General features: G+C 60.6%; 21 protein-coding genes. 9 read left to right on the forward strand and 12 right to left on the reverse strand.

Features of this window, described 5'->3' with window-relative positions:
• Window positions 1-4: 4 nt before the first annotated feature.
• The 3 genes from JTP94_RS33420 to JTP94_RS33430 are packed head-to-tail and all read right to left on the reverse strand — an operon-like array spanning window position 5 to window position 4,498.
• Entirely contained in the window at window positions 5-2,962 is a 2,958-nt protein-coding gene (locus JTP94_RS33420) for a sarcosine oxidase subunit alpha family protein (protein WP_204854633.1), read from the reverse strand.
• Window positions 2,959-3,234, reverse strand: coding sequence for a sarcosine oxidase subunit delta (locus tag JTP94_RS33425; RefSeq protein WP_204854634.1), 276 nt, complete (start codon window positions 3,232-3,234; stop codon window positions 2,959-2,961). Before JTP94_RS33425 ends, JTP94_RS33420 begins: the two co-directional genes overlap by 4 nt.
• A gap of 13 nt (window positions 3,235-3,247) precedes the next feature.
• Window positions 3,248-4,498 (reverse strand): sarcosine oxidase subunit beta family protein, encoded by a 1,251-nt coding sequence (locus JTP94_RS33430; RefSeq protein ID WP_204854635.1) that lies wholly within the window; start codon window positions 4,496-4,498, stop codon window positions 3,248-3,250.
• Between the two features lie 328 nt (window positions 4,499-4,826).
• On the opposite strand from JTP94_RS33430, the gene cysQ reads away from it, so the two are divergent.
• The 4 genes from cysQ (at window position 4,827) to JTP94_RS33450 (ending at window position 7,334) form a co-directional block, all read left to right on the forward strand.
• Window positions 4,827-5,621 (forward strand): 3'(2'),5'-bisphosphate nucleotidase CysQ, encoded by a 795-nt coding sequence (gene cysQ, locus JTP94_RS33435; protein ID WP_204854636.1) that lies wholly within the window; start codon window positions 4,827-4,829, stop codon window positions 5,619-5,621.
• A gap of 292 nt (window positions 5,622-5,913) precedes the next feature.
• Window positions 5,914-6,189, forward strand: a complete 276-nt coding sequence (locus tag JTP94_RS33440; protein ID WP_007533628.1) for a DUF1153 domain-containing protein — start codon at window positions 5,914-5,916, stop codon at window positions 6,187-6,189.
• 222 nt (window positions 6,190-6,411) lie between these two features.
• Window positions 6,412-6,978, forward strand: coding sequence for a hypothetical protein (locus tag JTP94_RS33445; RefSeq protein ID WP_204854637.1), 567 nt, complete (start codon window positions 6,412-6,414; stop codon window positions 6,976-6,978).
• A gap of 74 nt (window positions 6,979-7,052) precedes the next feature.
• On the forward strand, window positions 7,053-7,334 hold the full coding sequence (locus JTP94_RS33450) for a GNAT family N-acetyltransferase (protein ID WP_037195233.1): 282 nt from the start codon (window positions 7,053-7,055) through the stop codon (window positions 7,332-7,334).
• A 237-nt stretch (window positions 7,335-7,571) separates the two neighbouring features.
• On the opposite strand, the gene JTP94_RS33455 is transcribed toward JTP94_RS33450, so the two are convergent.
• Window positions 7,572-7,928, reverse strand: a complete 357-nt coding sequence (locus JTP94_RS33455) for a hypothetical protein (protein WP_037195441.1) — start codon at window positions 7,926-7,928, stop codon at window positions 7,572-7,574.
• Window positions 7,929-8,370: 442 nt separating this feature from the next.
• On the opposite strand from JTP94_RS33455, the gene ctrA reads away from it, so the two are divergent.
• The gene (gene ctrA / locus JTP94_RS33460) at window positions 8,371-9,072 is read left to right on the forward strand and encodes a response regulator transcription factor CtrA (RefSeq protein ID WP_047456684.1); all 702 of its coding nucleotides are present in this window, start codon (window positions 8,371-8,373) and stop codon (window positions 9,070-9,072) included.
• Window positions 9,073-9,206: 134 nt separating this feature from the next.
• On the opposite strand, the gene JTP94_RS33465 is transcribed toward ctrA, so the two are convergent.
• The gene (locus JTP94_RS33465) at window positions 9,207-9,569 is read right to left on the reverse strand and encodes a PleD family two-component system response regulator (RefSeq protein WP_034503804.1); all 363 of its coding nucleotides are present in this window, start codon (window positions 9,567-9,569) and stop codon (window positions 9,207-9,209) included.
• A 205-nt stretch (window positions 9,570-9,774) separates the two neighbouring features.
• Window positions 9,775-10,422, reverse strand: a complete 648-nt coding sequence (chpT, locus tag JTP94_RS33470) for a histidine phosphotransferase ChpT (protein ID WP_204854638.1) — start codon at window positions 10,420-10,422, stop codon at window positions 9,775-9,777.
• 277 nt (window positions 10,423-10,699) lie between these two features.
• Here chpT and JTP94_RS33475 point away from each other — a divergent pair, with 277 nt between their 5' ends.
• Together JTP94_RS33475 and JTP94_RS33480 are read left to right on the forward strand one after the other, a co-directional pair.
• Window positions 10,700-11,311 carry a DUF1134 domain-containing protein gene (locus JTP94_RS33475; RefSeq protein WP_204854639.1) on the forward strand — a complete coding sequence of 204 codons (612 nt, stop codon included), beginning with the start codon at window positions 10,700-10,702 and terminating at the stop codon, window positions 11,309-11,311.
• 182 nt (window positions 11,312-11,493) lie between these two features.
• A complete protein-coding gene (locus JTP94_RS33480) occupies window positions 11,494-12,687 on the forward strand; it encodes a hypothetical protein (protein WP_204854640.1) in 1,194 nt (397 codons plus the stop codon).
• Between the two features lie 20 nt (window positions 12,688-12,707).
• Here JTP94_RS33480 and JTP94_RS33485 read toward each other — a convergent pair whose 3' ends face one another.
• Entirely contained in the window at window positions 12,708-13,538 is an 831-nt protein-coding gene (locus JTP94_RS33485; protein WP_204854641.1) for an RNA methyltransferase, read from the reverse strand.
• A 10-nt stretch (window positions 13,539-13,548) separates the two neighbouring features.
• Entirely contained in the window at window positions 13,549-13,926 is a 378-nt protein-coding gene (locus JTP94_RS33490; RefSeq protein ID WP_204854642.1) for a hypothetical protein, read from the reverse strand.
• 50 nt (window positions 13,927-13,976) lie between these two features.
• Between JTP94_RS33490 and JTP94_RS33495 the strand changes: the two genes are divergently transcribed.
• Window positions 13,977-15,002 carry an RluA family pseudouridine synthase gene (locus JTP94_RS33495; protein WP_204854643.1) on the forward strand — a complete coding sequence of 342 codons (1,026 nt, stop codon included), beginning with the start codon at window positions 13,977-13,979 and terminating at the stop codon, window positions 15,000-15,002.
• A gap of 372 nt (window positions 15,003-15,374) precedes the next feature.
• Complete coding sequence (rpoH, locus tag JTP94_RS33500; protein WP_034503797.1) at window positions 15,375-16,283, forward strand: RNA polymerase sigma factor RpoH; 909 nt, start codon at window positions 15,375-15,377, stop codon at window positions 16,281-16,283.
• A gap of 85 nt (window positions 16,284-16,368) precedes the next feature.
• On the opposite strand, the gene JTP94_RS33505 is transcribed toward rpoH, so the two are convergent.
• The 4 genes from JTP94_RS33505 to JTP94_RS33520 all read right to left on the reverse strand — a co-directional run bounded on the left by JTP94_RS33505 (window position 16,369) and on the right by JTP94_RS33520 (window position 22,115).
• A complete protein-coding gene (locus JTP94_RS33505) occupies window positions 16,369-18,687 on the reverse strand; it encodes a hypothetical protein (protein ID WP_204854644.1) in 2,319 nt (772 codons plus the stop codon).
• Window positions 18,688-18,748: 61 nt separating this feature from the next.
• Window positions 18,749-20,044, reverse strand: coding sequence for an adenylosuccinate synthase (locus JTP94_RS33510; protein ID WP_204854645.1), 1,296 nt, complete (start codon window positions 20,042-20,044; stop codon window positions 18,749-18,751).
• Between the two features lie 203 nt (window positions 20,045-20,247).
• Window positions 20,248-21,054, reverse strand: coding sequence for a class I SAM-dependent methyltransferase (locus tag JTP94_RS33515; protein WP_204854646.1), 807 nt, complete (start codon window positions 21,052-21,054; stop codon window positions 20,248-20,250).
• A 206-nt stretch (window positions 21,055-21,260) separates the two neighbouring features.
• Window positions 21,261-22,115 (reverse strand): GNAT family N-acetyltransferase, encoded by an 855-nt coding sequence (locus JTP94_RS33520; protein ID WP_204854647.1) that lies wholly within the window; start codon window positions 22,113-22,115, stop codon window positions 21,261-21,263.
• Window positions 22,116-22,379 lie beyond the last annotated feature (264 nt).

A 22,379-nucleotide genomic window follows, 5' to 3' on the forward strand; every position in this document is an offset into this window, starting at 1 on the left:
TCCCTCACCCGAAAAGCTTCTTGTTGTCAGCATCGACGAAGACCGGGTTGCAGACTTCCGCCGGCACTTCCTCGCCGCGCAACCCGTCCCAGACGACCACATGCTCGCCGATCCGCTCCCGGCCCGACTTCAGGAACGCCAAAGCGATGGAATGGCCGAGAACGGGCGAGAAGCAGGCCGAGGAGACATGACCCTGATCGTTCACAGTCGACGGCCTGGCGCCTTCCCTCAACAGATGCGCGCCGGCATGGATCTCCTTCGCCGCATCGAGCGGTTTCAGGCCTACGAGCTGCACGCGGTCGGCAGCGGTCAGGCCGAAACGGGTGGACAGCCGCTTGCCGATGAAATCCGGCTTCTGAGCCGACATCATTTTTCCAAGGCCGACATCGTCGGGCGTCGTACGACCATCCAGCTCATTATGGGTGACATGGCCCTTCTCGATGCGCAGCACGTTGAGGGCCTCGACGCCATAGGCGCAGATGCCGTGCGCCTTGCCGGCCTCCATGATCGCATCCGCCACGGCCTCGCCATAGCCAGCAGGAACCGCAAGCTCATAGGCGAGCTCACCGGAGAAGGAGATGCGGAACAGGCGGGCCTTCAGACCGCCCTTCAGCATGACTTCGGCGGCAGCGAGGAACGGGAAGAATGCATCGGTAATATCGTCCTCGACGATCTGTTCCAGCACCAGCCGCGCCTTCGGCCCGGCAATCGCCATCTGCGCCCATTGATCGGAGGAGGAGACGAAACGAACATCGAGCTGCGGCCAGAGCGTCTGCGCGCAGAATTCCATATGCGTCATCACTTCGCCGGCCATCGCGGTCGTGGTCGTCAGGAAGAAGTGATCGGGCGTCAGCTTGCTGGTCGTCCCGTCGTCGAAGACGATGCCATCCTCGCGCAGCATCAGCCCGTAACGCGCCTTGCCGATAGGCAGTTTCAGGAAGGCATTGGAATAGAGGCGGTTGAGAAATTCCGCGGCATCCTTGCCGAACACCTCGATCTTGCCGAGCGTCGACACGTCGCAAAGCCCGACATTGTTGCGGACGTTCAGAACCTCGCGATCGACGCTGTCACGCCAGCCCTTTTCGCCCGGCCGCGCGAACCAGGACGAGCGATACCAGAGGCCAGCCTCGACGAAAGTCGCACCGTTCTTCTTCGCCCAGCCGTGCAGCGGCGATTCCCGCACGGGCTGCGCATGCTTGTCGCGCGCGGTGCCGGCGAGCGCTCCGAAGGAAACGGGCGTGTAGAAGGGCCGGAACGTTGTCGTGCCGACGGCGGCAGGGCTGACGCCGCGCATGCCGGCGATGATGCCGGCGGCATTCACATTGCCGAGCTTGCCTTGGTCCGTCGCCATGCCGCTGGTTGTGTAGCGCTTGGCGTGCTCCACATGGCCGAAACCCTCACGCAGGGCAAGACCGAGATCCTTGGTATGGACGTCATTCTGAAAATCCACGAACGCCTTGTCCTTGGCGCCGGGCACATGCCAGATCGCCGCGAAGGACGGATCATAGTCTCCCTCGACCTCGGGCATATCAGTTGCGTGTGTGGTACGGCCAAGACTTTCGACAATCTTCCGCGCCTTTTCCGCTCCATCGGCGAGACAGCCGGAGGTGCTCTCGATGCCCGCAGCCGACCCAGCAATCTCCAGCTCACCGCCGACCGTCGGCGCCATGAATGCCTGGCTTTCGTCCGACCAGACCGGCTTTGCGCCGCGCTGGCAGGCAAGATGGATGATCGGCGACCAGCCACCGGACATCGCGAGCGCATCGCAGGCAATGAGTTCATCCAGGCCGCCACGATCGACAATAACGCCGCTGATGCGATACTTGCCCTTGGTCGCGTGTACGCTCGCCCCATGCACGACGCGAACACCCTGCGGCGCAACGTCGGAAGAGGCGGCGCGCGTATCCATGATAGCCGAAATCTCGACGCCCGCTACGGCAAGGTCGAGCGCTGTGCGATAACCCGAGCCGCCATTGGTGAACACGGCCACCTTTTGACCCGCAACGACGCCATAGCGATTGAGATAACTGCGCATGGCGCCAGCCATCATCACGCCCGGCCGGTCGTTGCCGCCGAAAACAAGGGGACGTTCCTCGGCGCCGGAAGCAAGAATGGCGCGCTTGGCGGCGATACGCCAAAGACGCTCGACCGGCAGGTCGGGCGATGGCATAGCGACATGCTTCTGCACTTTCTCGACCGCACCGAAGACATTGCCGTCATACCAGCCGAAGACAGTCGTACGTGGCATCAGGGTGACGTTCTCGAAACCTTGCAGCTCCTCCAGCGTTGCCTGCACGAAGACATCGGCCGAGGCGCCGCCGATCGAGACCCTTTCCGACAGCAGCGAACCACCGAGACGGAAGCCCTCATCGGCGAGGACCACGCGTAGGCCGGCACGCGCCGCAGTCAGCGCCGCCATCAATCCGGCAGGACCGGAGCCGATGACAAGCAGATCGCAATGCGCCCAGGCCTTCTCATAGCGGTCCGGATCGGCCTGCATGACAGCCTTGCCGAGGCCGGCGGCGCGGCGGATCAGCGGCTCATAGACCTTCTCCCAGAAGGCTGCCGGCCACATGAATGTCTTGTAGTAGAAGCCCGCGCCGAGGAACGGCGACAACAGGCCGTTGAGCGAACCAAAATCATATTTCAACGACGGCCAGCGGTTCTGGCTGACGGCCGCCATGCCCTGATAGAGCTCGGCGACGGTGGCGCGCGTATTGGGCTCCGTGCGCCCGTCCTTGCCGATGGTGACAAGCGCGTTGGGCTCGGACGAACCTGCCGTCAGGATGCCGCGCGGCCGATGATATTTGAAGCTGCGTGCGACGAGCAGTTGATCATTGGCAAGGAGAGCAGCGGCGAGCGTATCGCCCTCCAGGCCCCTCATATCCTTGCCGTCGAATTTGAAGGAAAGCGGGCGGCTGCGATTGACGAGGCCGCCGGTCGACAGACGATAGGCCGTCATTGCGCCGCCTCCCTTGCCTTGTCCTCGGCATCGATGACGGAAAAGACCTCGTGGGTGATATTGCTGCGCTCAACGACCAGCCAGCGGCGGCAGCCCGCCGCATGATGCCAGTATTCGAGAATCCGGCCGCGCTCATTGTCGCGGATATGGACATAGCGATGCCAATCCTCATCCGGCGCCGAAGGAGCGGGACGGGCGACGGACGCGCCGCGAATGGAGAATTCTTCCTTCGGTCGCATGCCGCAATGCGGGCAGTTGATCAAGCTTGCCATTGGTTTCGTGCCCTCAATGCAGGTTCGGCTGCGGACCCTTGCCGCTTTCGTCCAGCGCGAAGCCGCGCTCGAAGCGGTCGAGACGCAGGAGGCGGCTGACTTCGTGGCTTTCGCCCTTGGCGATCAGGTGCGCGAAGCAGAAACCCGAGGCCGGCGTCGCTTTGAAGCCGCCATAGTTCCAGCCGCAATTCAGATAGAGATTGTCGATCGGCGTGCGGTCGATGATCGGCGAGCCGTCCATGCTCATATCCATGACGCCGCCCCAGGTGCGCAGCACGCGGACGCGCGACAGGCCGGGAATGAGCGCCACGCCCTCCTCCATCGTATGCTCGACGGTGGCAAGATTGCCGCGCTGGGCATAGGAGCTGTAGTAGTCGATATCAGCCCCGAAGACCAATCCGCCCTTGTCGGACTGCGAGATATAGAAGTGTCCCGCGCCATAGGTAATGACGTTGTCGATCACCGGCTTTAGTCCCTCGGAAACGAAGGCCTGCAGCACATGGGTTTCGATCGGCAATTCCAGATCGGCCATATTACCCAGGATCGACGTATGGCCGGCCGCCGCCAGCGCCAGCTTGTTGCAACCGATGAAGCCGCGGTTCGTTTCCACCCCGGTCACAACGCCAGCCTCGCGGCGGATGCCGATCACCTCGCATTGCTGAATGAGATCGACGCCGCGGCTATCAGCGCCGCGCGCATAGCCCCAGGCGACGGCATCGTGCCGTGCCGTGCCGCCGCGCGCCTGTAAGAGACCACCGAGGATCGGAAACCGCGCATGGTCGAAATTCAGGTAGGGCATCATCCGGCGCACCTGCTCGCGGCTCAGAAGTTCCGCATCGACACCATGCATGCGCATGGCATTGCCGCGCCGGGCATAAGCATCGCGCTGGCCGTCGGAATGGAAGAGGTTGACGATGCCGCGCTGGGAGACCATGGCATTATAGTTGAAATCCTGCTCCAGCCCTTCCCAGAGCTGCATCGAGAATTCGTAGAAGGGCTCGTTGCCCGGCAGCAGGTAATTGGAGCGGATGATCGTGGTGTTGCGGCCGACATTGCCGGAGCCGAGGTAGTTCTTTTCCAGCACCGCGACGTTGGTGATGCCGAATTCCTTGGCGAGATAATAAGCCGTCGCCAGCCCATGCCCGCCGCCGCCGACGATGATCACGTCGTAATGCGGTTTCGGCTCCGGCGTCCGCCACACCGGCTGCCAATTGCGGTTGCCCGAAAACGCCTGTTTTAGAAGCTGATATGCCGAATATCGCATGCATTCATCCCGATCACGACCCGGCCGCACATTCGCATATGCAATAAAAACGACAAGTCCCGAAAGGACGAAAAAGATTCGCAAACAGAACATGTTCTTTTCCGAATGCGCAGGAGAAGCCTATGATTGTCTCCCGAAGAACACGCCTCGCAGGTCAATGATTTTAGCGGCGACGCAAGCATGCAAAGCACTGTTGCGAAACCTCGGTTCAGGCGCTAAGCCGGAACGAGCCAGATCTTTTGAAGTCTAAACTCCACAATCGGGACTTCTTATATATAGTGTCCGGAAACTTGAACCGCGGACACGGTGCGGAAAGACGAACAGGCAGATGCTTGCAACATTCGAAAGAGCAGCGCTCGAGGCGGGGAAGGCCATATTGGAGGTCTACCGCGCCGGCTACGCCGTGGCCTTAAAACAGGATATGAGCCCTGTAACCCTTGCAGACGAGCGCGCCGAACACATCATCCTCGAGCATCTCGCGCGCGATTTTCCGAATATACCGGCCATTGCCGAGGAATCGGTCTCCGCCGGCAGGGTCCCGGATGTTCGCGGCCGCGCCTTCTTCCTTGTCGACCCGCTCGACGGCACGCGCGAATTCATCGAGCATCGTGACGAATTCACCGTCAACATCGCCTATATAAAGAATGGCGTTCCCGTTGCCGGGATCGTGTATGCCCCCGCACTCGGAGTGGCCTTTACCGGTGAGCCCGGAAGGGCCCGCAAGCTGATCGTCGACGATCATTTTGCCGTCGCCGACCGCCTGACCATCGCCGTGCGCGCACAGCCGGTCAATCTGACCGCGCTTGCCAGCCGCTGTAACAGCAATGAAAGGACCGAAAGCTTCCTTTCGGACAATGCGGTTGCCGCCTGCACGTCGATCGGCTCCTCGCTGAAATTCTGCCTGGTTGCCGAAGGCAAGGCCGACGTCTATCCGCGCTTCGCTCGCACCATGGAGTGGGATACCGCAGCCGGCGATGCCGTCTTGCGCGCGGCCGGCGGCGCTACCGTGACGGTTGATGGCCGTCCCCTGGCCTATGGCAAGATCGACCAGAGCGAGGATAGCGACTTTGCAAACCCGCACTTCATCTGTTGGGGCGGCAAGAAGAGCGCCATACACGCTTAAGAGCGCTTTTTCGCAAGAAAGATCCCCTTTGACGCGACCGGGTAACAAAGCCGGTGCAGGGATTTTTGACCCGAAAGCGTAAGTTTTCACTGACAAAAAATGATAGGATGAAAGCCATTTCCCCTGAAATAACAGGGGATTATCCGGCGTTTTATCTCTTCGGCCAAAGGCAAATCAGTCGCCGGCCACATTTCTTAAAATTCTTAGCAAAGTCTTACTATGTGCTTAGGCAATTTTTAAATGTGGCGAGATAGAGTGCCACTCGTGGTCTTGAGTGTGTGTAGAGAGTCCAATGACCGAAATGATACGTCCCCGAGTGAAGTATGTCATCGGCCCCGATGGCAGCCCGCTTACGATAGCCGACCTTCCGCCGCCGAATACGCGCCGCTGGGTCATCCGTCGTAAGGCAGAGGTTGTTGCCGCTGTGCGTGGTGGTCTGCTCAGCTTGGAAGAAGCTTGCGAACGTTATACGTTGACCGTCGAAGAGTTCCTCTCCTGGCAGTCGTCCATCAACAGCCATGGCCTTGCCGGCCTGCGGACGACCCGCATACAGCAGTATCGCCACTGACAACAGCGACAGACACGACCTTTATCTGATCTTTGGTTCGGGCCTCTTTCACCCCAAAATGGGACAGAAAGAGGCCCGAATTGTTCCGTTGAAGCCGCCTTGAGGCGAGGCTGTCGGTCTCCCTGTAAGCAGGCGCCGACGAAGCATCCATCTTAAGATTTCCGCATGGCGCTCCCGCGATGCGTGTTACAAGAGCCCGGCCGATTGAAGGGTTCAGGCCACTTGCTGCTTCACACGCTACCCACGGTGATTACCCATAATTTCCACCCCGAACGGGGTGCGTTCCGCAACGTCTGCGGTCTGCCGCGCGACGATGCGGAGCGGATCATCGCGTCGATCCGGCTTGGCGGGCATTCCTATCTCAAGGAAAATTATCTGTCGCGACGGTTGTGCACCGAAGGCTGGCTCATTGCGGAACGCGCCCGAAAGATCGGCGAAACACCCCTCACCCGCCCTATCTATTTCTTCCTTGGCGACATGGCCGACGGGTGGGACAGATCCCGCCCTGCATCCATTGTCCTTCCGCTCGCCCTGTTCGATCCTCGTACGATCACATTCACCTTTCCCGATAGCATGGCAAGCTGCCCACACATACGCCCGGCGAGCCCTTCCGACAAACCATGGCATGGGCAGGTTTTCACCCTTGCCGAGATCACGCAGGTGGTCGCTCGCTACGGCCTCCCCGACCCGACGCTGTCGAGAGATCAACGTGGACCAGATGCCTTCATCGAAGTTCAGGTATGGGACGATTGTCCGCTTATCGACATCCGCCGGCAGGCCGGACCATGATGCAGCATTCGACAGTTGGCAGCTTGGCGAGCCCATGCAATCTTCGCCGCATGTAACGATCAGGGAGATAAGCCATGGATATCCGCAACGAAGACAATGCGTCGGGTGGCCGCTATGTCGCGACCGTCGAGGGTCATGAGGCGGAAATGACGTTTTCCCGCGCCTCCCCCCAGCTCATCATCGTCGATCATACCGGCGTGCCGGACGCCCTGCGCGGCAAGGGGGTCGGTCAGGCGCTGGCTCTTCACGCCGTCGAGGAAGCCCGCCGCGGTGGCTGGAAAATCATTCCGCTCTGCCCCTTCTTCAAGGCGCAGGCCCAGCGCCATGATGACTGGCGCGACGTGGTCAATCTCTAGGCAGTGGTGTCAAACAAGGATTCGCTGGTGTGTCCAGGCAGATGCCGAATGCAAGAACGCTAGGCAGATGCCACGTCGACACAGACGAAAATACAAAAAGCCGCGCATGACCGGCCCTGTCACGGCCGGTCATGCGCGGCTTTGTGCCGCCTCTGTCTTATCCCGCATATTCCGAGGAAGGCCCCGTGTCGGAATGGAATAATGCGTGGATCAAAAGAGGACGACGAAATCGCGACCTCAGGCGCGGGCCCTTGCGGGGCCCGAACCGTCACGCTCCTCGAGCGCTGCGGCCTTGGCATATTCGGCCTGCATTTCCTCAAGCGAATATTCCAACGCCTCTTCCTGAACCTGAAGCTCCCGGATCGACACCTGCAGGTTGTCCGCGCGCTGGCGGGCGGCCTTGGCAAAGGTCGGGTAAGCAAAGTGGTTAGGGTCAGAAATGCCGGACTTCTTCTCTTCCAGCACGATCTGGCTCTCCAGATCCTTCGTCATGCGGTCAAATTCCGCCATCATCATCTGCAACTGCTGCAGCTGACGGCGTTTTTCGTTCACCTGAAACTCTTTCAGGCGAACTAGGCTCTCACGTGACTTCATACGCATTACTCCCGTGATGCGAGACCCCGGCTCTCGGTATTTCCGCCCGCCAAACCGGTTTTAGACGACTTGGTTAAAAAAATTTCCAGCGATCTTAATAAAAACCTACCGCTGGTAACCTTTCGTTTACGGGCATCGTTAATGATAGGCGTAATGATTTAAGGGTCAGTAAATGCCGCGGTCGGAATTCGATATGTCGGTATTGATGAGTCGGATAAATCACTTGGCGTAGGTTCCTAATGCGATACTTTAGAAACGGATATTGCTGATTGTCGTTGGAAAACAGTGCAATGGAAAAATTATTTAATAAATTCGATACGACTTGCCAGAGTGAATCAGAATTTGTTAACCATTCCATGGCAGCTTCCAAATCATGCAGTGATTTGATCGGTATCGCGTAAAGGGGGCTGACGACCTTTCGGCGGCGGTAAAGGGGACAATTATGCGGGTTCTACTCATTGAAGACGACAGCGCGACAGCGCAGAGCATCGAATTGATGCTCAAATCCGAAAGTTTCAACGTCTACACCACCGATCTCGGTGAAGAAGGCGTCGATCTCGGAAAGCTTTACGACTACGACATCATTCTGCTCGATCTCAACCTTCCCGATATGTCCGGCTACGAAGTGCTGCGCACGCTGCGCCTTTCGAAGGTCAAGACGCCGATCCTCATCCTCTCCGGCATGGCCGGCATCGAAGACAAGGTCCGCGGTCTCGGCTTCGGTGCTGACGACTATATGACCAAACCCTTTCATAAGGATGAATTGGTCGCGCGCATTCACGCCATCGTTCGCCGCTCCAAGGGCCATGCCCAGTCGGTGATCATGACCGGCGAGCTCATCGTCAATCTCGACGCCAAAACAGTCGAAGTCGGCGGCCAGCGCGTGCATCTGACCGGCAAGGAATACCAGATGCTGGAGCTGCTCTCGCTTCGCAAGGGCACGACGCTCACCAAGGAAATGTTCCTCAACCATCTTTATGGTGGCATGGACGAGCCTGAACTGAAGATCATCGACGTCTTCATCTGCAAGCTGCGCAAGAAGCTCGCCAATGCCGCCGGCGGCGCCAACTACATCGAAACTGTCTGGGGCCGTGGTTATGTGCTGCGCGAGCCCGACAACCACGAGCTCGCCGAAAGCGCCTGAGCCGCCTCCCCGCCATTGCCGCCCGTGCATCAAAATCCCGCCCCAAAGGCGGGATTTTTTGTTGGCAGCGCCGCAGAAAAATAAAAGCCGCCCCGAAAGGACGGCTGTCATTATTTTGATAATCCTCAGCAGAACTAGGCGGCGATGGCGCGATTGCCGAAGATCGCCGTTAAGATCTTGCGGTCGAAGGGCTTCAACAGGAAGTCCGTAGCGCCAGCCCGCTTTCCAGCCATCAGCTTGCGCAGGTCCGCCTCGACGACACAATAGTAGATCTTCACGTCCTTGCCGTTCGGCATGGCACGGATGCTCGCAATCAGCTCGAGCGCGCCTTCCATGCCGGCGTCGACAATCAGATAGTCCGGGATCTCGGCCTCGCAACGCATCAAGGCTTCACGGGCATCGCCGGCCTCGCTCACCAGGAAATCCAGCTCGGATAGAATTCGCTTGCCGACCTTGCGTACGACATCCGATGTATCCGTTATCATGAACCGCTGCATGTGTGCGCTCCTTAGCGTCAGTCGCCGCGAAATGAACGACGACTTCAAATTGGAACGATAGGATCAGCAAGCTAAGGATTCGTTACCGCTATATTGTCAATTGCGCGGACAACCGGAAGATTGCAAAAATATTGAATGCACGAAAAGATAATCCCGCGACCGCCATTCGGCCGCGGGTGAAAAAATGCAGCTATTAAGAATCCGTCTATGCGGCCGGTATGATCGCGGTGAAGGTGAGCTCTTCCGGCGTCGCATTGTAGGAGAGCTCCATCCCACTCTCGTCGGCGAGAAGCACCGTGTAATAGGGCTGGATCGAATGGGCATCGATTGCCTCTTCCAGCGTGCCGGAGCAGATTTCCGCAAACTTCGGCGGCACACGCATCAGCCGCCCCTTGACGGTGATCGTGAACTTGGCCTCGAGTTCGGGATTTTCCAGCGTCACCTCGATATTGCCGCCACGCGGGATCGCGCTATAGGCGACGAGGAAAAGATTGAGCAGCAACTTCACCCGGTTCTTCGCGATGATGGCGCGCGGGCCGACCCAGCTCACCTCGGTCTTCTTCTCGGCGGCGGCAAAATCCTTCGCGGCGCGTTCGGCTTCGCCCGTGTCGATCGATGCGCCGACCGAGCCGGACGCGCCGAAAGCTAGGCGCGCGAACTTCAGGCGGACGGAGGCATTGAGCGCGCTGGTGCGGATCAGATCCATCGCATCGGCATCGGCACCACCCTCGTCGAGCAGCTCCAGGCCATTGTTGATCGCCCCGACCGGCGAGATCACATCATGGCAAACGCGGCTGCACAACAGCGCGGCCAGATCCGGTCCGGTCAGAGTGAGATTCGGATTCTTCGACATTCATTGTCTCCTGAATGCTGACAAGGCGAAACGCAGTAGATTCCACGTTGCCACGGTAAGGTTGCTCGAGGATTGTCGCAGCCGGTGTACCGCACGCCATAAAGACACCATATTTGGTAAACCGATTGTTAAGACCATCGACGCAAAATGCATTCATCACTATCAGACGTCTTCGCGCGCGAATCATACTGCGATGGACGGGCGGAACGGTCTGAAAGAGGGGGCGAGCCATGCTTGGCACGTCCATCGCACCGACCATGATGAACGGATGACTTTCATGCGCTATGAATTCCTGAAGAGAATGCCAAGCCTCGGCACCAGGACGCTCGGGCTCGGTCTGATCCTGGCCATTGTTGCATTCGTGAGTTTCGCACTACCGGTCCGTCAGGCCGCTGCCGCGCCCGACAGTCAATATTCGGCGCAGGAAATCGTCGATGCCGGCCATTCCTTCTTCGGCTCCACCAGCGGCGGCCTCGCCAAGGTCGTCGAGCGCGCCTTCCAGCAATATGGCCTGCCCAACGGCTATATTCTCGGCCAGGAAGGCTCCGGTGCCTTCCTCGCCGGCCTGACTTACGGCGAAGGCCAGCTGAACACCAAGAATGCCGGCGAGCATCCACTCTATTGGCAGGGTCCTTCGCTCGGCCTCGACTACGGCGGCCAGGGCACCCGCGTCATGATGCTGGTCTATGATCTGCCGAGCATTAACAGCGTCTATACCCGCTTCGGCGGCGTCAGCGGCCAGGCCTTCGTCGTCGCCGGCTTCGGGATGACTGTCTTGAAGAACAACAATATCGTGCTGGTTCCGATCCGGACCGGCCTTGGTGCCCGCCTCGGCGTCAACCTCGGCTATCTGAAGGTCACGCCCAACGCGACCTGGAATCCCTTCTGAGCATTGGCTATATCGTCTCCCAAGCAGCCGATGCCTTGGCCCGCCTGGATTGCGGGCCTTTTCTTTCAGCAAATCCGGCCCGCGCCGATAAACCATATCCGCTTTAAACGCTTGCCGCATGCCCAGCCCATGATTAATCATTTCATCGAGATCGAAAATAAATCCAGGATACTGGCCGCGTCGTGATTCAATTTGCTCTATTGTTCGGATTGGGCTTTCTGACGGCCTCTCTTCTGGTCTTTCTCATCGCGCCGGCAATCCATCGCCGCATCGTCTGGTTCACCGAAAAGCGCCTGAAGGCGACCATGCCGCTGAGCACACAGGAAGTGCGGGCGCAGAAGGACATGGCGCGCGCACTCTTTGCCGCGGAAAATGCCAGGACGGAGCAGGCCTTGACACAGGAGCGCGACAAAACAGTCGCGCTGCAGATCCACAATGGCAAGCTTCAGCAGGAAGCCAGCCGGCTTGCTGGCGGCAACGGCGAACTGCAGACGCGCATCGACGATCTGGAAGTGGAAGCCGGGGAGCTTCGCTCGCGCCTGCGGCGTGAAGAGAGCTACATCAGCCAGCTCAAATCAGGCGTTCATGCCGCGGAGCAGACCAGCGCCGAGAAGGAAGCCGATGTCGACAACCTGCGCAAGCGGATGATGAAGATGTCTGCCGATGCCGACAATCTCAAGATCGACCTTGCGACCAGAGAAACCGAAATCGAAAGTTTGAAGCTTCGCATCAACACGTTGCGGGACGAGCGCGATACGTTGCACCGCGATCTCAACGCCGCAAGCCTGCGCGCCACGGATGCGGAGCGGTCGCTTCGGCAGGAAACCGACAAGAACAAGCGGCTGGACGAACGGCTGACCCGCGAGATTGCCGGCAGCGCCGACAAGGAGACCGCGATCGAGCGGCACGTTCAGGACGCTGCCCGCCTGAAAGAACGGCTCGAAGCCGCCGTCAAGGAATCGAGGGAAGCCAACAAGGCGTTGCGCGCCGCCGGCATAGCGCCTCCGAAGAAGCCGGCAAAAGCGCCAAAACTCTCAGCAGTGTCCATGATCGTGGATAGCGCCGACAATCAGACGAACGCAGCTGAACCGGAACGCACAGTGGAAAATGACATCGCGCACATGACGGAAGAGGTCCGTAATCGGGCCGCAGCCCTTTCGGACCGCCTGCTGAAGGCCCGCACGCCGGCCCATGAGGAGGCCATGCGCGAGGAGATCGCAACGATCGCCGCCAACATGGTGGCGCTGACGGCGCTCAAGGAAGGCAGCGCATCCCCCATCCTCGATCTTCTGCCCAAGGGTAAGAACGCCGCCGAGCAGGGCGCGCGCATCAGCCTTGCCGACCGAGTGGCTGCCATGCTGCCGAAGCATCCCTAGTCCAATAGCATGCACGGCGCTCAGATGCGCTTGATCCTCGACGCCATCTCGAAGAGCGCAATGCCGCTGGCTGTCGCGACATTGAGGCTGTCGAGCCCCGGAGCCTGCGGTATCCGCACGCTGCCGAATGCGGACAGGATGTTCTGCGGCAGACCATCCCCCTCCGTGCCGACGACCAGGGCCATGCGTTCGGATGGCGGGACATCGCGAATATCGGCCTCCCCCCGCGGCGACAGGCTCCAGATCGCAAAGCCGCGATCGGCGAGCGCCGTTAGCAGATCGACGTCGCTCGACTGTCGGCAATAGGGCATGGTCAGAACGGAGCCGACAGACACCCGTAGCGCCTTTCGATAGAGCGGGTCGCAACAGCTGTCGTCGAGCAGCACCGCATCGGCCCCGAAGACCGCCGCGTTGCGGAACATGGAACCCATATTGTCGTGGTTGGAAATGCCGCAACCGACAAGCGCGAGCGCCTGTCGCGGCAGGCGGTCGAGAAACGCGCTCAGTTCGCTTTCCGTCTTCCGCCGGCCAAGCGCCAGAACGCCGCGATGCAGATGGAAGCCGACGATGCCGTCGAGCACCTCTGATGTCGCGACATGGACCGGAACCTCGGGAGGGAATTTAGCGATGATATCGGCGAGGCCGGCGACGCGGTTTTGCAGCAGCAGCACCTTCTCCGCGAGGAAATCGCCGCCCGCCGCATGGGCCTCGGCAAGCAGCCGCAGCACCACCGTACCCTCGGCGATGAAGCGGTTCTCGCGACCCGTCAGATCGCGCTCGCGGATATCACGGAACTCGGCGATGCGCGGATCGTCGGGATGCGTGATCTCGATGAGCCGATCGCTCGTCATCGCGCGGCCGTCAATTGGACAGCGATATGGTCGCCACGATGCGACCGATGCCGTAGTCGAAGACGACGGCCTGACGCTGGCCGCTGGCGAGCGTGCCGTAGAACAGCACCTGGTTTCCCGAAAGAGCCGTGGACTGGACGGTGAAGCCCGCCGGCAGCAAAGCCGTCACGGCGACGGGAGCGTCCGAGGGAATATTGGCGGTGGCTTGGCCAGCCGGCTTTGCCGCCGGCCGCATCGTCTTGTAGACAACGGCCCCGAAGACAGCCATAAGGCTCACCACCATGACGGCCGCGGAGATGATCTGCAGGCGGATCATCTTGCGTCGGACACTCTCCAGGGCCGGATCGAGGGGCTTTTCCTCTTGATCGTCTGGCTCGAGATTTGTCATCGATGCGTCCTTACTGATTGAGAGCGCCCTCGAGCGCCGGAGAAATACGTTTGAGCGACCCCTTTAAAGAAGCCGCGAGCAATAGAAAAGTCCTAACCGCCGATGAAAGCGCCGAAGGCCGGCTCGATGCGTGGCTGACCGCAGAGTTCGGCAAGGAATTTTCCCGCAGTCGCGTCCAGGCTCTGATCAAGGAAGGCGTAGTGCTGCTGAACGGCAAGCCGGTGACCGATGCCAAGCGCAAGGTGCGCCCCGGCGACGTCTACGAGATCACGCTGCCCGAGCCCGAGGACCCGACGCCGCAGGGCGAGGATATTCCGCTCGACGTGCTCTATGAGGATGAAGACATCATCGTCATCGCCAAGCCTGCCGGGCTCGTCGTCCATCCCGCCGCCGGTAATTGGACCGGCACGCTGGTCAACGCGCTGATCCATCATTGCGGCGACAGCCTTTCCGGCATCGGTGGCGTGCGTCGACCGGGCATCGTGCATCGGCTGGATAAGGACACCACCGGCGTGATGGTCGTCGCCAAGAACGACGTCGCCCATCGGCACTTGTCGCTGCAATTTGCTGATCACGGGAGAACGACGTCGCTGGAACGTGCCTATCAGGCAATCGTCTGGGGACGCCCCCGCCAGCTCATCGGTACCGTCAATGCGCCGCTCGGACGTTCGAACAACGACCGCACACGGCGCGCCGTCAAACGCCCAGGTTCTCAGGACGCCGACGAGGCCATTACGCATTACGAAGTGCTGGAGCGCTTCCACGAGGCGCCGGACGCGACCGCCCTCGCCTCATTGGTCGACTGCCATCTCGAAACGGGCCGGACCCATCAGATCCGCGTGCACATGGCGCATATCGGCCATCCACTGCTGGGCGACGCCGTCTATGGCGGCGGCTTCAAGACCAAGGCCAACCTTCTGCCGGAGGCGGCAAAGGAAGTCGTCAATCGCTTCACGCGCCAGGCCCTGCATGCCTACATGCTGCAATTCGAGCATCCGCGAACCGGCGAGGTCATGCATTTCGAGGCGCCGCTGCCCGACGATATGGAAGACCTGGCGGCCGCGCTCCGCGCATGAGCGGCAATTTCCCGCGGTGAACGTCCGGCTGGACGCCTGCCCCTTGTCGGCCTATACTCTTTCCCAGAGGACCGAACTCCGGTGCGCCTTCGGTTATCGAAAACGCGGACGCGTTTTGGTGGCCGATATGGTTGAAGCTTATCGTGCGGGAGCATTCGGGAGGAGAATCCCAAGGGCGATATCACGGCGAGACTAGCGGTCACGCCGCGGTAACACTTGCGTGACACCGTTCTTGAATCGCCGTTTCGCCATACTTATCTATACATTGGTTTAGTGCGGGGTTTTCGTAACCCGCACGCCTTGGTCCGCTTCGCAGAAGGCGCGCAATACGCCCCCAGAAGGAACCAAATCTCGAATTAGGAGGGTGCATTCATGACCCGTAATACCTTACCGTCCATCGCTGCCGGAGAAGCCGGCCTCAATCGTTATCTCGACGAGATCCGCAAGTTCCCGATGCTGGAACCGCAGGAAGAGTACATGCTCGCCAAGCGCTATGCGGAACATGCCGACCGCCAGGCCGCGCACAAGCTCGTCACCAGCCATCTGCGCCTCGTGGCGAAGATTGCCATGGGCTATCGCGGCTATGGCTTGCCGATCGGCGAAGTCGTATCGGAAGGCAATGTCGGCCTGATGCAGGCCGTGAAGAAGTTCGATCCGGAGCGCGGTTTCCGCCTGGCAACCTATGCCATGTGGTGGATCAAGGCTTCCATCCAGGAATATATCCTGCGCTCCTGGTCGCTGGTGAAGATGGGCACGACCGCCAACCAGAAGCGCCTGTTCTTCAACCTGCGCCGACTGAAGGGTCGTATCCAGGCCATCGATGAAGGTGACCTGAAGCCGGAGCATGTCTCCGAGATCGCCACCAAGTTGAACGTTTCGGAGGAGGAGGTCATTTCGATGAACCGCCGCCTCTCGGGTGACGCTTCGCTGAACGCGCCGATCAAGGCTTCCGAAGGCGATTCAGGCCAGTGGCAAGATTGGCTGGTGGACGATCATGAAAGCCAGGAAGCCGTACTGATCGAGCAGGACGAACTTGATACGCGCCGCCGTATGCTGGCGCGCGCGATGGGCGTGCTGAACGACCGCGAACGCCGCATCTTCGAGGCTCGCCGCCTTGCCGATGATCCTGTGACGCTGGAGGACCTCTCGTCCGAGTTCGATATCAGCCGCGAACGCGTCCGCCAGATCGAAGTCCGTGCCTTCGAAAAGGTTCAGGAAGCGGTACAGAAGGATGCGCTCGAGCGCGCCAAGGCCCTGCGGGTCGTGGAAGCAACAGCTTGACGCTTCGATTTAAGCGTTTCATCGCAACATAAAATAAGGCGGGCCGCGAGGCCCGCCTTTTTCGTATCAATCGACTGAGAGTAACTTACTGACCGCTCGAGGCGACACCGCCAAGCGCCTGCCATTCCGCGATCGCCTTGTTGAAAGCGTCGGTGCCGGTCGGTCCCTTCTCCATCGTCAGCAAGGCACGGCGGCCGTTGCGATAGACAACCGGAATGTCGATCCAGTTGCGAGTCTTCAAAAGGTCGAGATTGGTCTTGCGCGCATCCGGGAAATCGTTGAGCGCGACCATGTAGACGTCGTCGGTGACCTTGGCAGGCACCGCGATCAACGCATCGCCACGATCCTGCTCGGTCGCCTTAAGGGCGATGCGCTGGACGTTGTCGATCGCACCACCCTCGAAATTCGGCGGAACCTGGAAAGCGAGCTCGATCAGATGGCTTGCCGGCAGCGAAGGGTCGCCATTGCGGGAGACTGTGATTGTGGCTGTGAGGCCGCGTTCCGGAACGTTGATAAGGCCCTGGACCGAAGGTTCCGGCCGGCCATCAGCGCCCTTGCCTTCCTGTACCGACCAAGTGACGGTGCCTTCGAAGGCAGCCGGCGACGTCTGACCGAGGCGCTCCTCATAGAGAAAGACCTTCTGCCCGTCCGTGACCGGAGCCGTCTGCTGGGTAACGGGCGGCGGCTGATTGGCTGCTGCCTGCTGTTGTGGTGGAGTGGCGGCTGGAGCCTGCTGATCGGTCGAAGCCGGCGCGGCAGTGGCGGGCGGCTGAGTCTGAGGCGCAGCAACCGCATTGTTCGCAGGCGGCGTCGCCGCTGTCGCGGCAGCGGGTACAGCGGCAGCAGGTGCTCCGGCAGCAGGTGCTGCGGACGCAACATTCTGCTCGGCCACGGACTTGCCCTCAACGACGCCGGGCTGGCCGTTTGCAGCCGGCCCTTCATCCTCTTCCGTGCCGTCAGGCCGAAGACGCTGCGTGAATTTCGTAGCGACCGTATTGGGGTCGCTGTTCAATGCGGCGACATCCGTATTGACGGCAGCAGGTGGCTTAGCAGCGGCGGTGTTGGTCTGGGTCTGAGCCGGCGCGGCAGCCGATGGCTGTGCGGGAGCCGCAGCATTGCTGCTGCTGTTTGCCGTGTCTGAAGCGGGAGGCGTCGCCGCAGACGAGTTCTTCGGCGCGGAACTGACGAGTTTCGTCACCATGTTGTTGAGCGCATCGCGATTGAGCCAGGCGGCATAGCCGCCACCACCGACGATGGCGAGGCCGACAAGCGTGAGAACGACGCTGGTGGCATTGAAACGCCGGCGCTTCGGCTCCATGCGGAAGCTTCTGCCCTGCAGCTTTGCTGACATGGCCTGATCGAGATCGGGCGGAATGGAAGAACCGCCGCCTCGCTGGTCTTCGCCCCGTTTGTCGAAACCGGCGAGTTCCTTCAGCTCGCGCCAGCCATCGCCGGCAGCTTCGTTCGCAAGCGCGCCCTTTGACGAAGAATGCACGTCGGCAAAGAGGTCGACGTCTTCAAAGGCGTTGTCCGGCACCTGTCGGGCAGGCTGCACCGGCTGGGGAGCTGCCGGCGTCGGCTGTAGCTCCTCGAAAACATCCGCATCCCATACGAAGCCTTTGTTGCCGGCAGGTGCCTTCGCAGCTTCAGCCGGCTCGATAGCGTGGCCGAATGGTGTCTCCGCAAAAACAGCAGCAGGCATCACGGGCTCGTCAGGCTGTGAAATCGCCGGCTCCGCCGCGCTGCGCCGGGCAGGCGCATCAACCTCCGCCCAAATCTGTTCGACCTGGCTTATAACATCGTCAACCGGCGCCCGGCTCGCTAGAGATGGCGGGGCGGCATGGACGGGTTCGGCAGTAACCGCCGGCGCTTCCTCGGCATCGGCCTTCGGCTCGTCATGATGAGCCGATTCGGGAGCCGGCTCCTCGTAGACCTCGGCGTGATGTTCCGCCGCGGCATGCTGCGGCTCGCTCCATTCTTCTACAGGCTCGTGCTCGTGCGTCCGCTCCGGCTCGACATCTGCAACCGGCTCCTCGTAGGCGGGTTCCTCATGGGCATGGACCTCGACGGGAGCCTGCTCGGGCTCTTCTACATGAGATTCCGCAACGGCATGATGCTCCTGAGCTGGCTCGGGCGCGACCTCCTCGTGGACCGCAGGCGCTTCCGCGATTGGCTCTTCGACCGCCGGCAAGGCTTCCGCATGTTCGGCTTCGACCTCGACGATCGCAACTTCCAGCTTGTCCAGCTGGCGGCGTAGCATCTCCTCGGGCGGACGCGGCTTCATGCTCTCGAGCTGCCGCTGAACGGCACCACGAGCTCGATCGTAAACCTTGACCCGCATCTCGGGAGTGTTTTCCGTCAGGCCATCCACGGCCCGTCGAATGACTGCTACAAAATCCGCCATCAGTACTTTCTCATGATGCCCGGCAAGCAGCCGGGCCGGGATTCGTCATTGATCCGTAACTCTAGCCCTCAAAGGGGTCGGTCACAAGTATAGTGTCCTCGCGCTCCGGGCTGGTCGAAAGCATCGCCACCGGCGCGCCGATCAGCTCTTCCACCTGCCGGACATACTTGATCGCCTGCGCCGGCAAATCGGCCCATTTGCGGGCGCCGACGGTCGATTCCTTCCAGCCTTCGAGCGTGATGTAGATCGGCTCGACACGAGCCTGGGCGGCCTGGCTGGCCGGCAGGTAGTCGATCTCCTTGCCGTCGAGCTTGTAGCCGATGCAGATCTTCAACTCGTCAAGGCCGTCGAGCACGTCGAGCTTGGTAAGTGCAATGCCGGTAATACCCGAGGTCTTCACCGTCTGGCGCACCAGCACGGCATCGAACCAGCCGCAGCGGCGCGGGCGGCCGGTGTTGACACCGACTTCGCGGCCGACGGTCGACAGGTGCTTGCCGATTTCGTCATGCAACTCGCAGGGGAACGGCCCCTCGCCGACGCGCGTCGTATAGGCCTTGGTAATGCCGAGCACATAGCCGAGCGCCGTCGGGCCGAGGCCGGAGCCGGCTGCCGCCTGCCCCGCCACTGTGTTGGACGAGGTCACGAACGGATAGGTGCCGTGGTCGTTGTCCAGCAGCGCGCCCTGTGCGCCTTCAAAGAGGATGCGGGCGCCCGCCTTGCGCTGCTCGTCGAGCAGCCGCCAGACCTGGTCCATATAAGGAAGGATATGCTCCGCGACGGAGGTCAGTTCCTCGTGCAGCGAATTGAAGGAGATTTCGCTGAGGCCCATGCCGCGACGCAGCGCATTGTGATGCGTCAGCAGCCGGTCGATCTTGGCGGGCAGCGTTTCCGGCTCGGAGAGATCGATAACGCGGATAGCACGGCGGCCGACCTTGTCTTCATAAGCAGGTCCGATACCACGACGCGTCGTGCCGATCTTCGTGCCGCTGTTGGAAGCGGCATCTTCGCGCAAAGCGTCCAAGTCGCGGTGCAGCGACAGAATCAGCGGCGCGTTTTCAGCGATGCGCAGGACATCCGGCGTAACCGCAATGCCCTGGGCACGCAGCTTCTCGACTTCTGCGACGAAATGATGAGGATCGACAACGACGCCGTTTCCGATGACGCTCAGCTTGCCGCGAACGAGCCCGGAGGGCAGCAGTGCAAGCTTGTAGCTGACGCCGTCGACGACAAGCGTATGACCAGCATTATGGCCGCCCTGAAAGCGTACAATCACATCGGCGCGTTCCGAAAGCCAGTCGACAATCTTGCCCTTGCCTTCGTCGCCCCATTGCGAGCCAATCACTACCACATTCGTCATTTCTCGATTCCCGCTTCCTGCGCACGGAGGCGCACCTTGCTCAAACCCGCGCATCTATAAAGCTTTGTTTTTGGGAAAGCGACCCTGTTGTCCCAGGAGATTCGGCTTTTTACGTGACGAATCAGCGCCTCTAACAGGATTTTTCCCGCCGGCAGGCCGGACAGCGCGAAGATCGCCCTTGTCCGGCCAAGACCGATTCCCTGTCAAATGCCGGGCTTGTGCGCGACGACATGGAAATATTCGTGTTCGGCCGACGCGACCGCGCCGATCGCCTTTCCATCCAGGTCGAGCAGCAATGCCGGCATGGCGAAGCCGGCTTCGGCCAGTTGCGACTGCACTTGCGCCGGCGTCGTCGCATAGACCATGACGCCAAAATCATGCGCGCCATGCAGCAGGATAGCATGCTCGCCATCCCGCTGTTCAAGCGGCTTCAGACGACGCTGGCGCAACGTACCGGAAACGCGGCCCTCGACATAGCGAAGGGTGCGCAGGCCGAGCCGTACCGGATTGGGTGTCCATTCCAGCCGGCGATAATCGACCCGGCGTTCGAAGCCATGCCAGCCACGATGGAACGTGGAAAAAACGAAGGCTCCGCCGGAGGCGAGAACGCGTGCCGCCTCGCTCAGAACGGCCAGTCGGCCGGGAGCATCGACGGAATCGATACCGTTATAGCTGAAGACGACGAGATCGAAGCTGGCATCCGCGAAGGCTGAGAGATCGCGTGCATCCATATGCTCGAAACGGAGATCGGGATGATTGGTGCGGCAAAGCTCGACCATCTCCGGCGTGTAGTCGACACCGACATAGTCGCTCGCGATCGGACGCAGGAGCCCGGCCGTGCGGCCGCCGCCGACACCGATATCGAGGATGCGCGCCCTGCCCGCTCGCGGGGCAGCGATGGCAAAAGCGACACGCTCGCCTTCGTTGAGATGGCCGCTGCTGCGACGATAATCCCGCAAGGCCCAGGGATTACGCCAGGTCTGCCGGTTGATGGTTTCCATTACATGCATGGCTGGACTCCAATTTAAAATGAACGCTTCGGTTGCTCAATTCCCCCAGCTCATCAGTTGCCAATTCCCCATGGCACCCCACGCGATCCATATAACAGGTCGCGCCGGACATGCAGCATCACAAGGCTGGTTAAGCCTCTGATCCGGCCATTAATCGTTTGTTAAGGTTAAAATCGCGCACACGCTTGGCGCGAAAATCGGCTGGGCTAGCCGAGCTCGAGCGTGGTCACGCCGAAAACACGATCGAGCGGTATTTCCGGCGCCTGGCCGCGATACATGCGCGCCGTCTCGAAGATGGGCGACAGGCCGAAATCCTCGGCAAGCCTGATGGCCTGAGCATTATCAGCCGGCACATCCAGATAGACCTTCGCACCCTTGGTCTCGGTCGCCATCCTTGCCAGCAACGCGGCCGCGACCTCCGGCTTATTGGCAAACAGCGGACCGATCTTGTAACCATCGAAGCAGCGCCGGATGGTGCCATAGCCGCGAACTCTGCTGCCGCCGCCGACGATGAATGATTTCCGTCTCTCGGGAGAGCCGCACCACGCCTTGATGAAGGAATGGCGCAAGCCGGGGAAAATACCCGCGTCATATTGCAATAGCCCCTCGAGCTTCCCATGCGTGACCGGCGTTACCTGTGCTGCCTGCTCTCCTGCGTCGAGCACTATGGGAATGCCGCCATAGCGCAGCGTTCGATAGGCCGTCTCGAAACCGTAACGGCTATAGTTTTCCTGTTGTGCGGCAACGCCGTCCAGCCCGACGGTACGGTTGCCGGCAAGCACCATGCCCTTGTTCCAGAGCTGCTTGCCATATCCTCTGCCGCGAAACTCCGGATGAAGCATATAAAGGCCGAGAAAGGCGAAGCTCTCGCCATAGCGGACGACGGAGATGCAGCCTATCGGCACCTCTCCGATCGCACCGACCAGAAAGCCGGAAGGATCCGCTTCCCAGAAGGCCGGAGCATCATCGACGCCGGGATTCCATCCCTCCTGCCGAGCCCATTCCAGAGCGAGCTCCAATTCCCCAGCCCGCATTGTACGCACGGCAAAAGTCGATTTCATGCAATAGTCCCGAACCACCGTTCCGCACCGTCCCCGCCGAACGGTTGCGCCCGATTCATCATGCTGCAACGCGATGCCAATCACAAGCGACAGACGACGACAAGCTTAACGCAGGAAGCTCTCGCCGCGCGCGGAATGCAACATCCCGAACGCCGTAACAGCGCAAGCCTGCCTTTGTAACACTCCTGTCGCAACTTTCCGGGTAAGAGCATCGCATATAGGCGTCACCGGCGATCCTGTGTATAAGCGCAGGCAAACGCCAAT

Source organism: Martinezella lusitana (assembly GCF_016901135.1).
In the GTDB taxonomy this organism is placed as follows: Bacteria; Pseudomonadota; Alphaproteobacteria; order Rhizobiales; family Rhizobiaceae; genus Rhizobium; species Rhizobium lusitanum_D.

What these genes read in the sequence shown, in the direction of transcription:
- JTP94_RS33420 (WP_204854633.1), bottom strand. Translation starts at nt 2,962, where the DNA reads ATGACGGCCTATCGTCTGTCGACCGGCGGCCTCGTCAATCGCAGCCGC.
- JTP94_RS33425 (WP_204854634.1), bottom strand. Translation starts at nt 3,234, where the DNA reads ATGGCAAGCTTGATCAACTGCCCGCATTGCGGCATGCGACCGAAGGAA.
- JTP94_RS33430 (WP_204854635.1), bottom strand. Translation starts at nt 4,498, where the DNA reads ATGCGATATTCGGCATATCAGCTTCTAAAACAGGCGTTTTCGGGCAAC.
- cysQ (WP_204854636.1), top strand. Translation starts at nt 4,827, where the DNA reads ATGCTTGCAACATTCGAAAGAGCAGCGCTCGAGGCGGGGAAGGCCATA.
- JTP94_RS33440 (WP_007533628.1), top strand. Translation starts at nt 5,914, where the DNA reads ATGACCGAAATGATACGTCCCCGAGTGAAGTATGTCATCGGCCCCGAT.
- JTP94_RS33450 (WP_037195233.1), top strand. Translation starts at nt 7,053, where the DNA reads ATGGATATCCGCAACGAAGACAATGCGTCGGGTGGCCGCTATGTCGCG.
- JTP94_RS33455 (WP_037195441.1), bottom strand. Translation starts at nt 7,928, where the DNA reads ATGAAGTCACGTGAGAGCCTAGTTCGCCTGAAAGAGTTTCAGGTGAAC.
- ctrA (WP_047456684.1), top strand. Translation starts at nt 8,371, where the DNA reads ATGCGGGTTCTACTCATTGAAGACGACAGCGCGACAGCGCAGAGCATC.
- JTP94_RS33465 (WP_034503804.1), bottom strand. Translation starts at nt 9,569, where the DNA reads ATGCAGCGGTTCATGATAACGGATACATCGGATGTCGTACGCAAGGTC.
- chpT (WP_204854638.1), bottom strand. Translation starts at nt 10,422, where the DNA reads ATGTCGAAGAATCCGAATCTCACTCTGACCGGACCGGATCTGGCCGCG.
- JTP94_RS33475 (WP_204854639.1), top strand. Translation starts at nt 10,700, where the DNA reads ATGCGCTATGAATTCCTGAAGAGAATGCCAAGCCTCGGCACCAGGACG.
- JTP94_RS33485 (WP_204854641.1), bottom strand. Translation starts at nt 13,538, where the DNA reads ATGACGAGCGATCGGCTCATCGAGATCACGCATCCCGACGATCCGCGC.
- JTP94_RS33490 (WP_204854642.1), bottom strand. Translation starts at nt 13,926, where the DNA reads ATGACAAATCTCGAGCCAGACGATCAAGAGGAAAAGCCCCTCGATCCG.
- rpoH (WP_034503797.1), top strand. Translation starts at nt 15,375, where the DNA reads ATGACCCGTAATACCTTACCGTCCATCGCTGCCGGAGAAGCCGGCCTC.
- JTP94_RS33505 (WP_204854644.1), bottom strand. Translation starts at nt 18,687, where the DNA reads ATGGCGGATTTTGTAGCAGTCATTCGACGGGCCGTGGATGGCCTGACG.
- JTP94_RS33510 (WP_204854645.1), bottom strand. Translation starts at nt 20,044, where the DNA reads ATGACGAATGTGGTAGTGATTGGCTCGCAATGGGGCGACGAAGGCAAG.
- JTP94_RS33515 (WP_204854646.1), bottom strand. Translation starts at nt 21,054, where the DNA reads ATGCATGTAATGGAAACCATCAACCGGCAGACCTGGCGTAATCCCTGG.
- JTP94_RS33520 (WP_204854647.1), bottom strand. Translation starts at nt 22,115, where the DNA reads ATGAAATCGACTTTTGCCGTGCGTACAATGCGGGCTGGGGAATTGGAG.